Origin of the sequence: Flavobacterium bizetiae, assembly GCF_024271895.1 — a bacterium.
Classification (GTDB): Bacteria; Bacteroidota; Bacteroidia; order Flavobacteriales; family Flavobacteriaceae; genus Flavobacterium; species Flavobacterium bizetiae.
Map to the genome: position 1 here is coordinate 849,488 of NZ_CP091861.1, position 12,804 is coordinate 862,291.

General features: G+C 36.6%; 6 protein-coding genes. All 6 read right to left on the reverse strand.

The genetic code is table 11. From position 1 onward, the window contains the following. Positions 1 to 282: 282 nt before the first annotated feature. The 6 genes from L0669_RS03955 to xylA all read right to left on the reverse strand — a co-directional run bounded on the left by L0669_RS03955 (position 283) and on the right by xylA (position 12,803). A complete protein-coding gene (locus L0669_RS03955) occupies positions 283 to 2,682 on the reverse strand; it encodes a glycoside hydrolase family 31 protein (protein WP_263761475.1) in 2,400 nt (799 codons plus the stop codon). 31 nt (positions 2,683 to 2,713) lie between these two features. Further along, positions 2,714 to 5,203: a beta-galactosidase GalB gene (gene galB / locus L0669_RS03960; protein WP_263761477.1), complete on the reverse strand. Its 2,490-nt coding sequence runs from the start codon at positions 5,201 to 5,203 to the stop codon at positions 2,714 to 2,716. A 127-nt stretch (positions 5,204 to 5,330) separates the two neighbouring features. Continuing rightward, positions 5,331 to 6,701 carry a hypothetical protein gene (locus L0669_RS03965; RefSeq protein WP_263761479.1) on the reverse strand — a complete coding sequence of 457 codons (1,371 nt, stop codon included), beginning with the start codon at positions 6,699 to 6,701 and terminating at the stop codon, positions 5,331 to 5,333. 22 nt (positions 6,702 to 6,723) lie between these two features. Then, positions 6,724 to 8,295: a RagB/SusD family nutrient uptake outer membrane protein gene (locus tag L0669_RS03970; RefSeq protein ID WP_263761481.1), complete on the reverse strand. Its 1,572-nt coding sequence runs from the start codon at positions 8,293 to 8,295 to the stop codon at positions 6,724 to 6,726. An 11-nt stretch (positions 8,296 to 8,306) separates the two neighbouring features. Next, positions 8,307 to 11,438, reverse strand: a complete 3,132-nt coding sequence (locus tag L0669_RS03975; RefSeq protein ID WP_263761483.1) for a SusC/RagA family TonB-linked outer membrane protein — start codon at positions 11,436 to 11,438, stop codon at positions 8,307 to 8,309. 45 nt (positions 11,439 to 11,483) lie between these two features. After that, positions 11,484 to 12,803 (reverse strand): xylose isomerase, encoded by a 1,320-nt coding sequence (gene xylA, locus L0669_RS03980; RefSeq protein WP_263761485.1) that lies wholly within the window; start codon positions 12,801 to 12,803, stop codon positions 11,484 to 11,486. Between the last annotated feature and the right edge of the window lies 1 nt (position 12,804).

Below are 12,804 nucleotides of genomic sequence, written 5' to 3' on the forward strand. Positions count from 1 at the left end.
TTTTAGTAAATCGGGCGTTGGCAAGGCTTTCGCCCGATTTAGAAACTCAACAAAAACTTATTTTTATCCTTTTGGGATTTATTTTTTATGCAGATTTTTTGCCACTAATTGCACAAATTTTCTCGAATTATTTTTTTTTGCCACAGATTGCACAGATTAAAATGATTTCTTTTTTCTCTGTGCTTATTTTTTCACTCAGATTTGGCAGATTGAGCGGATTTGTAATTTTTAATTCTCAATTTTTAATCCTTTTAATCTGTGCAATCTGTGGCATATATTTCTTTATTTTATCCACTCTGTTTTAAGAGTTGTTTTTCCTTGTAATGGGTTTGATGTTATGTCAAAATTGTTTCCGGATTTTGTAACTTTAATTTCTTGTACTGCATCGCCGTCCGGTAAAAATACTTTGGCTGTGGCCGATGTGGTTTTGTCACTTGCATAAACTTTAAGTGTCAATTTACTCCAATCCATGTCTTTTGTAGATTGTGCTAAAGCGATGTGGGGCAAAGCTGTTCCGTCTTTTACTAAAACTACAATTGGTACTTCGCCAGCTTTGATTTTATGCCAGCCAGATTGGTATACTTTTTTGGTTTGGTAATCAATCCATGTTCCTTCCGGAAGGTAAACGTCTCTTTCTGTCACTTCTTCAAAAAGTGGTGCAACCAACATACTTGATCCAAATAAATATTCGTTGTCTACTAACCAGGCTCCCGGATCATTTGGATATTCTACAAATAAAGCACGCATCATTGGCAATCCTTTTTGTGAACTTTCTTTTGCCTGAGCGTAGATATATGGCATTAATTCGTAACGCATATTATCGGCTTTTCTGAATCCTTCAAGGAAATCTTTGCTGTACAACCAAGGTTCACGCGGAGGTTCTCCGTGACTTCTTACGTGTGAGGTAAACATTCCGAAAGGTGCCCATCTTCTGTATAAATTCTCTGGTGATTTTGTTGCAAATCCTCCTACGTCATGACTCCAAAAACTAAATCCGCTTAATCCTAATGAAAGTCCGCCACGTAATTCTGCTGACATTGCTCCGTTTGTAGTTTCAGCGTCTCCACCCCAATGTAACGGGTAACGTTGTGATCCTGCCCAGGTACTTCTTGCCCAGATTAAAGTGTATCCTTTTTCTTTTTGAGTAATTTCGGCGACAGCCTTATTGTATCGTAACGGATATAAATTGTGTTCGTAAAAACCTGTTCTTCCTGAATGGTAAATTCCGTCTGGCGGTGCTGCTTCTCCAAAATCTACTTTAAAAACTGCCACTCCCTGATCAAATAAATGTTTCAGTTTTGCCTGATACCAGGTTACGGTTTCCGGATTTGAGAAATCTAAGACTGCATCTTCGTACGGAAGATTTCCTTTTCGATCTCTTACGGCTAAATTCTTATCCATGATTTCATTAAACAACGTATTTTTTGGTGAGAAATAAGGCAATTGCCATAAACAAACCTGAAAACCATCTTTCTTTAAATCGGTCATCATTTTTTCTGCATCAGGGAAACGTGCTTTTGCAAACTCGTAATTGTTTCTCCAATCTACATCAAACCAACCTGTATCGAAATGAATTACATCAGTTGGAATTTTATATTTACGTAAATCTCTTGCTACATCTCTTCCTTCTTTTTCAGAGAAATACGTGATTCGGCTCATCCAGAAACCAAATGACCAAAGTGGTGGCATTGCTGCTTTTCCGGTTAAATCTGTGTATTGATCTAAAATGTCTTTTGGTTCTCCTATAAAGAAAAACAAATCGGCTTCGTCATCGCCAATATACATTTCGTTGGCACTTGAATAATATCTCCCAAAGTCAACTGTAATTGGTGTGGAATGATGCATGAAAACTCCATATCCGCGACTACTCATGTAGAAAGGAACGGGTTTGTACATGGTTTCGTTCTGAATTCCGTTCGCATCATCTGCCCATAAAACTACTTTTTGTCCGCGTTTGTTGAATTGTGTGAATGATTCTCCACAACCAAATATTTTTTCGTCTGGTTCTAAACTAAAAGCCGCTCCCATACTTCTTGAATAATCGCTGTTTCTGCGCACATACGAAAACGGAAGTGTTGGTGTATAGGTGTTTTTGAAATCGGAATCGTGAAGTGTACTTGTCAGCAATTTTCCTGTTTCATCATAGATTTTTACGTGCCAGGGTTTGGTCAAAATTTCTACTTTTCCGTGTTTGCTGGTATAACTGTGACCGCCTTCAATTTTAGCATATTTCCATAATTCAGGATGATTGGGCGCAACGCCGTTAATCAACATTAAAGATTCTTTTTCAGGGTGAAATTGTGGTCCAGAAGTAGTTTTTATTCTAATGGTTCTATCTGAAACAAACTGAATTTGGAAAGGTAATTCCGGTGAAGCCTGATATTCTGTGGTTGGAAATTCGTTTGCTTCGACAACATCGGGTTTCATCATCATATTGTTGAAAGCCTGACGCGTTTTATAATTGTATCTCAGATATTTTATGGTTCCTTTTCCTGTTGCAGGATCAAAAGCTGTTAATTCATCAGCAAAATAAAAGGTGTTCAGATAATTCTGAAAATCCTTGCTGATATCTATCGGAGCATTTAGCACATCTGCGTTCTGAATTTGTGCCGATGCTTTTGGCGAAAGCAACAATCCAAAACCCATGAATAGAGATAAAGAAGCTATCTGTATTTTTTTCATTGTGTGGTTATTTAGTTTTATTAATAGTCTTTTATTCTGCTGTAATTACAATTGTGGCTGGTTTTAGTCCATTTGCTTTAGCAGTTAATTCTAATCTTCCTGTTTTAGTATCAGACTGAACAATAACTAAGCATTTTCCGTTAAGCGCTGTGTGTTTTGAACCTTTGTACGATTCGTGACTTACAGGATCTCCACTGCAAACGCCTACAATTTTTCCGTTTCCTTTTAATGAAAAGTTGATTTCGTTATTGGCATTTGGAGCCAAAGTACCTTTTGCATCGAGAATATCTACAGTTACAAATGACAAATCATTTCCATCGGCTTTGATGTTACTTCTGTCTGCTGTCAGTTTTAAATTCTCAGGATTTCCGGCTGTTTTGATTTCGGTTTCCAGAACTGTTTTTCCGTTTTTACGAGAGATTGCTTTTAGTGTTCCGGGTTGAAAAGGAATTCTCCACATGACGTGTAAATCATCTCCTTTTTTACTGCGAACTCCAACTGATTTTCCGTTAAGGAAAAGTTCAACCTCATCTGCTTTATTGTAATATGCCCAAACATCTACGGTTTGTCCTGCTTTCCAATTCCAATGCGGAAAAATATGCAGCACCGTTTTGTCTGTCCATTCGCTTTGGTACATATAATAAACGTCTTTTGGGAAACCGGCTAAATCGACAATTCCGAAATAAGAACTGATCGACGGCCATTCATACGGAGTTGGTTCTCCGATATAATCGAAACCTGTCCAGATGTACATTCCCGAAAGGAAATCGTGTTTTTTTACTACTTTCCAGGTGGCTTCGTGCGTAGAACCCCAAGGCGTTTGTACCTGATCGTAAGCAGAAACGGTATTACCCGGATTTCCTCCGGTAAATTTTTTATCCCAGCTAACTGGCCATTTTTTTATGGTGTCTGAAACAGCGTCATAATAACCTCTTGTTTGTAATCCCGAAGTCGTTTCGGTTGCAATGAATGGTGTATTTGGGAAGTTTTTTTGATGATGTTCATAGGTTTGATGTGCATAATTGTAACCAATTAAATCTAAAACACCAGATGCGGCAAGTGGATTAATTGATACATTTTTTTTCTCAAATTGTAATGTTACGGCATCAATATTCATATTTACCGGCGGATTCATCGCAGCTGTCAACGGACGTGTTTTATCGTATTGACGCGTTATTGCCGCTAATTCTTTGGCTATAGCCACACCATTTTCATTCCATTGTTCCGGGATTTCATTACCAATACTCCAGACAAAAATACTTGGATGGTTACGGTCGCGAAGCAATTGATCTATCAGATCTTTTTTGTGCCATTTGTCCCAATCGTTTCCGTAATCATATTTGGTTTTAGTTTGTTTCCACATATCGAAAGCTTCATCCATGACAATGAAACCCATTTTATCGCATAAATCTAAAAGTTCGGGAGCGGGTGGATTATGAGAAGTTCTGATTCCGTTTACGCCCATCTCTTTCATGATTTCTAACTGACGTTCGATGGCGCGCGTATTAATTGCAGCACCCAACGGACCCAAATCATGATGTAAACAAACACCTTTTATTTTGACTTGTTTTCCGTTCAAAATAAAACCTTTATCAAGATCGAACTTAAAATCTCTGATTCCGAAATTGGTTTTATATTGATCTACAATTTTATTGTCAACTGAAATTTCTGTAACGGCTGTATACAATTCAGGTTTTTCGACCGACCATAAAATTGGTTTTTCGACCTGAGTTTCTTGTTTGATAGTTTGATTGGCATTTGCACCAATCGTTATATTTTGAGTAACGGATGTTACTTTGGTATCTTCTTTAAAAATAGTAGTGGTTACTGTTGCTTTTTTTGAAGCGGTGTTTTGGTTTTGAATGGTAGTTTCAAAACTTACCGAAGCTTTTTCGGCAGTAACTTTTGGTGTTGTCACATAAGTTCCCCATTGTGCAACGTGTAGTTTATCTGTGGTTTCGATCCAGACATTTCTAAAAATTCCTGATCCTGAATACCAACGTGAATTGGGTTGTTTTGAATTGTCAACCTTTACAATGATATCGTTGTTTTTGTCTCCGTAATTTAAATACGGTGACATGTCATATTGAAAACCTATGTATCCGTTTGGACGTTTTCCTAAATAATGTCCGTTTATCCAGACTTCGCTGTCTTTGTAAACGCCATCAAAAATAATGGATATTACTTTACTGCTATCTGCAGCAGCAACTTTGAATGTTTTTTTATACCAGCCCAAACCTCCGTTTAATGCTCCGCCTCCGTATCCGGCAGGACTTTTTTCATCAAAATTTCCTTCGATACTCCAATCATGAGGAACGTTTAAAGTTCTCCATTTGGTGGAAGTTCCAATGGTATCTTTGTCTTGTATGCTATCATTTAAATGAAAACTCCAATCTGAATTAAAAGAAACTTTTCTGTTTGCAAAAGCATCCTCTTTTTTGCTGCAAGAGCCCAACAAGATAATTCCGATTAGCATTAATAATGGTAATCCATTATTGAAGTATTTTCTTTTATTCTTCATTTTGAAAGGATTTTTTAATATTTAAAAACAAATATAAACATACCGATAGGCGACTCTGTAAATCCCCTACCGGTTGTTTTATACTTTTAAACAATCTGGCTTTTAGTTTTTAAAAAGCCACAATTATTTAAGGAATGATGTAATGGAAAACAAACCACTCATCTTTGGTTGCATCATAAGATGTTCCTAACCAAATACCTTTTTGAAGAAAATCTTTATTGTATGCTTTCACTACTTTAATAACATTTGTAGTTGGGTTCATCCAGCTTGTTGAATTTTGAAGCAGTGTATCTGTTCCTAAATTAATCTCGTTGGTTGCTGCATTTATAGTAAAGATTCCGGTAGTTACAACTCCGTTTTGGCTGCGGGTATAGTTTAATTTACCGCCCCACTGATCAAAACGTATCCAAGAATTAGCTGCAACAGCTGCCCAATCATCATTCCATCCCCAGTTGTAAGAATCGTTAGGTCCTTTAGTCCATCCTATACCTTTACCTACCCAGTCTACCGGATTTCCTGCTGCATCCAGTTTCCAAACTCTACCTGCACCAGCACCACCTGTTAGCATGGTTACCAATTCTCCAGGAGCAAAAGTTGGGTTGAAACCTTCATCAAAAACTGGCACTGTAACTGGAGGAACGTAGTTTTCTGCATATTCCTTAGAAACGAAATTCCAGATGTACCACCAAGGTCCTTCGCTATTGGTTCTCTTAATCGCAATTCGCAACTGATTCTCTGTAAGTGTTAATACTTTTATTTCACTAGTCCAGTTACTTGCATTTGCAATATAATTATCCGGTCTTAAAATTGTAGCTCCGGTTGTAGTCAAGGTATGAGCATTAACATCTAAGAAATATGCTCCGCTTTCGATACTTGTTCCGTTAGCTTCATGAACGGTCATAAAAGGTCCTCCGTCAAGGCTGAAAGTCATGTATCTTCCCCAATGCATATCTGCATCTGTACTTGAATTTGCATTTCCTGTAGGTTCCCAGTTTGGAGAAAATTTATTCCATTCTACCACTGTATTAGGATCTGCATAAGACATTGCTCCCGGAGCTAATCCGTATTTACCGTTGTCAGCTACCCATGATTTTTTGTGTCCAACTCCGCCTGATAATGCAGTCCATAAAGGATCATTAACATAGTTTAAGTTGTCTTGACTTACTGTAATAGTTACCGGGTCTAACTCGACAATACCACCATCTGTTACTGCAGAAATCTTAATGGTATAAGTTCCTTTAAAAGCATATTGTACTTTTTGTTCCGCTTTATTTGATTTTCCTGTAACATAATCCCAGTTTAAGATAACTCCTGGAGTTGTGTTTTTTAATAGTACTGTATTCCCTCCGGGATCTGCAACTAAATCCTGAGTAATGTCATAATGTATATCTGATTTATTCATTGGCTCATCCAGAGAATAGGTATCTGGAGAACAAGATGATACGAGCATTAGTGCCAATATCAAAAATGATGTAATTAATACTTTAATATTTTTCATTTCTTTGATTTTTTAGTTAAAATTACCAACCAGCATTTTGTTTCAAAAGTCCTCCTGATAATGTAATCTGAGTATTCGGAATTTGGATCAGTCCTTTTGTTTCCTGAATTTTACCTGCCGAAATTGTTTTTGTTGTAGGAACTCCACCATTTAATAATGTTGTAGTTTCTGCAATACTTGAAGATGCTTTTCCAATTCCCTGACGTAATAAATCATAGTATCTTACTCCTTCAAGAGCAAACTCCAGACGTCTCTCGTTCAAAATATTATCAGCATTTACCGGCAATGAAACAAAATTTTCTTTGTAAGCTCTTTCTCTTACTTCATCAAAGTAACGTTGAGCATTTCCACTTCCTAATTCTGCAGCCATTAATAAAACGTCTGAGTATCTTAACACAACGTAATCCTGAAATTGACTGATGTCCCAAAACTGGCTTCCCATAGCAATCGGAAGATCTACTCCATCTTTATTGACCATTGGAGAATATTTTTTGTTGTAATATCCTGTGTATTCTCTTTGGCTATTTTTTTTATCAAATGGTATCTTTTCTTCATCAACTCCAATGATACTTGCAGTACGTCTTGTATCTGTTGGGCTGTAAGCATTCCATAATTTAGAATTTACAGTAACTCCCCAACCACGGCCATAAGGATAAGATGAAAATTCTCTCATACCAAACATTACCATCCATTGGTTACTATCTGTATTTCCGTTATAGTCACTTGTGTAAGTGTATTTTATTGAAAATACAAATTCTCTATTGCCTTCTCCTGCATATTTATCTACTGAAGCCGCTGGCCATAGAGTAGAAAAATCAGCTACTAAACCATGTCCGCTAGAAGAAATAACATCTTCTAAATGTCCTAAAGCCTGAGTTTTATTTACTACACCAACCAGGTCAGGTTTTCCGTAATATCCTGTGTAGTATAAATAAACACGCCCTAGTAAAGATTTTGCTGCCCATTTTGTAATACGTCCGTTTGGTTTCGCATTATAGGCTTCTGTAGGCAAATTGTTTGATGCAAATACTAAATCATCTGCTATTACTTTATAAATTGCTTCTGGAGTGGCCTGAGCTTCATCTTCAGCTGCCGGAGTTGTCACTAAAGGCACACTTCCCCATAAACGGGTCATTTCAAAATAAATGTATGCTCTTATAAATCTAGTTTCAGATTCGTAGGTGTTTCTTAAGGCAATATCTCCCTGCCATTCGATCTGATCCATTTTAGACAATAACATATTACAACGGTAAATTGCTTTGTAATAAGCGATCCAGTTTGAATTTAGTAAATCAGTATCTCCAGGAGATCGTGAAATATCAAATTCGTCGATAGCGGCATAATTGTAACCATCTGAATTTCCGGTTCCTCCAAAACAATTGTCTGACATTATTTCGCTAATTACAGGAATTCCCATTCCTGCCCCGCCAGTTGCCACCTGCATTCCATCATAACAACCTACTAATGCTGTATAAGCATCGTCTTTGGTTTTGTAAAAACTTGTATCTATTGGAGTCAAAGGCTCTGTTTCTAAGCTACAAGAACCCAAAGACAATAAACTCAAACAGAAAATATATAAATATGTATTTTTCATCTTTTTATTTATTAAAGTTTAACATTTAATCCTAACATGAATGTTCTTGGTCTTGGGTAGTATCCTACATCTACACCTGATGAGAACTTTTGGTCATCGTTTGAAGAACCAAATCCAATTTCAGGGTCCATACCATTGTATTTCGTGAAAGTGTAAAGGTTTAATACTGAAAAGTAAACTCTAAACTGGCTGGCAAAAAATGGTTTCGATTGTTTCATTTTTGCCAAATCAAATCCTAATGTTACCGTGCTGATTCTTAAGAAATCACCATTCTGTACATATAAATCCGAAAATTGTGTGAAGTTTCTATTGTCTTCTGTTACTCTTGGTACTGTGTTAGAAGATCCTTCTCCATGCCAACGATCTAATATGGCAGAAGTATAATTTCCGAAAGCATTAGATTGATTTCTATACGATTGTACAATTTGGTTTCCTGCTACTCCATTTGCTAAAAGTGAAAAGTCAAAAGCTTTGTAACTGGCTGATAAAGAGAATCCGTAAGTAAAGTCAGGATTAGGATTTCCGATATTGGTTTTATCCGTTGAGTCAATTTTATCATCTCCATTGGTATTTACATAAATAACATCACCAGGAGCTGCAGTTGGCTGTAATACTACACCATTTGCTGATTTATAATTGTCGATTTGTGCCTGATTCTGGAAAACACCACCGGTTTTATATCCCCAAAAATAGCCTAACGGATATCCGTTTTGTGCTCTGTAAAATTCAGTTGAATTATCATAAAGTTCATTAGGCAAACCGTGAATTATTCCACCGTCTGCAGGTATCTCACCTACAGTGTTTTTGTTGTAAGCACCATTGGCACTCACACTGTATTTAAAATCTCCAATACTGTTTTGGTAACTTAAACTTACCTCAACCCCTTTATTTACCACATCTCCTCCATTTTTAAATGGTGCATCTGCGCCTTTAATTGCTACAACTGGCGCTAAGATTAACCAGTCTTTATTGGTTTTCTTATAAAAATCAACCGTAAGATTTAATGCATTGTCTAAAAATCTTGCATCCAGACCAAGGTCAATTTGTTCTGAAGTTTCCCATTTTAAATCCAGATTAGACAATCTGTTCGGGTAAGCTCCCGGAGTAAGAACTCCTTCTTCGTCTCCAAAAGTATAATTGGTATTATTAACTTTTATTGGAGATAAGTATTGAAAAGCTCTTGCATTCTGATTCCCAACTTGTCCCCAAGATGCTCTTAGCTTAAGAAAATTGATCACTTTTGAATCTCTTAAAAATTCTTCGTTTGATACAATCCAACCTGCTGAAACAGATGGGAAATAGCCCCACTCATTTTCTTTAGAAAAAATAGATGATCCATCAACTCTAAAAGTGGCATTTAATAAATAAGTTTCTTTAAAGTTATAATTTAACCTACCAAAATAAGACATTCTTTTGGTTTGTTGTTTGATACCATTTAATGATATCTTAGCTCCGTCTTTATTTGTTGTATTGTCTAACCACGCATGTTCTAAATCATCAAAAAATGAATCTGCATTTGTAGCCGATATACTCGTTCCATCAAAATTAATAGACGATGTACCCACCATTGCTTCAAAATGATGCGTTTCGGCAACATTAAATTTATACGTCAATAAGTTATCCCAGGTAAGTGTTTTACCTTTGTTCATGTTTTGATTTACTTTATCAAAAGCACTGTTTGCATAAATCGACAATTGATATTTAGGAGAATATGAATGTCCTTCGCCTGCATAATAATCAAGGCCTAAAGTAGTTTTGAATGTTAAGTTTTTTATTGGCTCAATTTGCAAATAAACATTACCAAGTAATTTTTGGTTATTATTTTCATTTTGATTATTGTACTCCATTAATGCATAAGGATTTGCCTGCCCCGCCAACCAAGGTTCGCTGTTTTTGCTGCTATCATAATAGTTCCCGTTTGCATCGTACATTGGTAATAATGGTGTTACCTGATAAGCACTTCTTAAAGAATTATTGTACTGATTTCCAACTCCAATTCCGTTTTTATTGATGTAAGCAAAACTTAAGTTCTGACCAAAAGTCAATACATCTTTGTATAATTTATGTTCTGAATTGAATCGGAAATTATAACGCTCATAGTTCGATAAATCTTTACCTCCTACAACTCCCTCTTGTCCTAAATAAGACAAAGATGATGAGTAAACAGAATTATCTGAACCACCGGAAACACCAAAAGAAAAGTTTTTAGTTGCTGCATTATCTACTAACATTTTATCCATCCAGTTTGTTCCTTTTCCCATTGCAGCAATTTGAGCATTGGTAAAATAAGGAGTATTGCCAGAATTTACTCTTGACTCATTTAATATAGTCGCATATTCAGTTGCATCTAATAAATCTACTTTTCTGGATACTGATTGTACTCCGTAATATTGGTCAAAAGTAACTTGTCCTGAAGAACCTCTTTTTCCTTTTTTGGTTGTTACCAATACAACTCCATTAGAAGCTTGCGAACCATAAATGGCAGCAGACGCAGCATCTTTTAATACAGAAATAGATTCGATATCTGAGTTGCTTAAATACGAAATATCACTAGTAAGTATGCCGTCTACAACATATAACGGACTGCTTCCTGCTGTTGAACCAACACCTCTAATCACCACATTTAGTCCTTCTCCCGGCTGACCTGAAGTAGAAGTAATCTGGATACCCGCTGCCTGACCCTGAAGTGCCTGTAGCGCATTTGTTGTATTGGTTTTGGCAAGATTTTCTCCGCTAACCTGAGTAACAGCATTAGTTACAAGTGTTTTCTTTTGTGAACCGTACCCAATAACGACAACTTCTTTAAGATCTGCCGCTTCTGTTTGTAAAGTAATAGCAAGCGTTTTTTGAGTTCCAACGGTAATACGTTGTGTTTTAAATCCCATAAAACTGATTACGATTACGTTGCCAGCTTTGGCTTCTAATTTAAAATTTCCATCAAAATCTGTTGATGTAGCGGTCTTGGTACCTTCGATAGCGACCGTAGCACCCGGAACGCTCATACCATCATCTCCTGATTTTACATTTCCGGTTACAAACTGGGATTGCTCCTGGGCAAAACCGGACTGCATCATAAATACACTAAGCAACAGCGCCATACAAAACGAGAGCGGTGTTGTTTTAATACAATGTTTGCTTTTCATAATAGTTAAGAATTGGTTTAAATTATAGTTAGTAATTTTTAGTCGTTAGTAAGCATTCGAAATAATTTGTTCGAATAATTCCTGTCTTCCACTTAATGGTTGAGGTTCTCCACTTGCACGTGCAATTTTGCTAAGATCTTCAAGAGATAATTCTCCGTTTTCGAACTTTGCTCCGTTTCCTCCGTCAAATGAACTGTAACGCTGCGTGCGTAATTTTCTGTAATCTGTATTTTGAAGTATGTGATCTGCGCAGATTAATCCTCTTGCAAAAACATCCATTCCTGAAATGTGTGCGATGAATTTATCTTCTAAATCGATTGAATTTCTTCTCACTTTCGCATCAAAGTTTACTCCGCCACCCTGAATTCCTCCACCTTCAAGTATCACTAACATTGCCTGAGTAACTTCCTGAAGATTTATTGGAAACTGATCTGTATCCCAACCGTTTTGGTAATCACCACGATTGGCATCAATACTACCTAACATTCCTGCATCAACGGCAACTTGCAATTCATGTTCAAAAGAATGTCCGGCAAGTGTTGCGTGGTTTACTTCAAGATTTAATTTGAAATCATTTTGAAGTCCGTATTTATTAATGAATCCTAATGAAGTCGCAGCATCATAATCATATTGATGTTTTGTTGGTTCCATTGGTTTTGGTTCGATCAGGAAGTTTCCTTTAAAACCTTCTTTACGAGCATAATCTTTACAAGTATTTAAGAATCTGCCTAAGTGATCTAATTCTCTTTTCATGTCTGTGTTGAGCAAACTCATGTATCCTTCACGTCCTCCCCAGAAAACATAATTTTCACCACCTAAAGCTATAGTAGCATCAATTGCGATTTTTGCCTGAGCACCTGCATAAGCCAAAACATCAAAATTTGGATTTGTTGCAGCACCATTCATATAGCGAGGATTGCTGAATAAGTTTGAAGTTCCCCACAACAATTTGATACCTGATTCTTGTTGTTTTTGTTTGGCATATTCAACCATTGTCTGAATACGAGTTTCAAATTCTGCTAATGTTGGCGCATCATCTACAACATCAACATCATGAAAACAATAATAAGGCAAACCTAATTTTGTCATGAATTCAAAAGCCGCATCCATTTTGTCTTTGGCTCTTAAGATTACATTTTCATTTTTATCCCAAGAAAAAGTTTCAGTCGAAGCTCCAAACGGATCTCCTCCTGTGTTACATAGCGTATGCCAGTATGCCATCGAAAAGCGTAAATGCTCTTTTAATGTTTTTCCTGCAACGACACGATTTTCATCGTACCATTTAAACGCTAATGGGTTATCACTTTCTTTGCCTTCGAATTTAATCGTGTCTATGTTTTTAAAATATTGATTGGTTGTGCTCATT

Excerpts from the sequence above, each read along its gene's own strand:
- L0669_RS03955 (WP_263761475.1), bottom strand. The coding sequence starts at position 2,682 with ATGAAAAAAATACAGATAGCTTCTTTATCTCTATTCATGGGTTTTGGA.
- galB (WP_263761477.1), bottom strand. The coding sequence starts at position 5,203 with ATGAAGAATAAAAGAAAATACTTCAATAATGGATTACCATTATTAATG.
- L0669_RS03965 (WP_263761479.1), bottom strand. The coding sequence starts at position 6,701 with ATGAAAAATATTAAAGTATTAATTACATCATTTTTGATATTGGCACTA.
- L0669_RS03970 (WP_263761481.1), bottom strand. The coding sequence starts at position 8,295 with ATGAAAAATACATATTTATATATTTTCTGTTTGAGTTTATTGTCTTTG.
- L0669_RS03975 (WP_263761483.1), bottom strand. The coding sequence starts at position 11,438 with ATGAAAAGCAAACATTGTATTAAAACAACACCGCTCTCGTTTTGTATG.
- xylA (WP_263761485.1), bottom strand. The coding sequence starts at position 12,803 with ATGAGCACAACCAATCAATATTTTAAAAACATAGACACGATTAAATTC.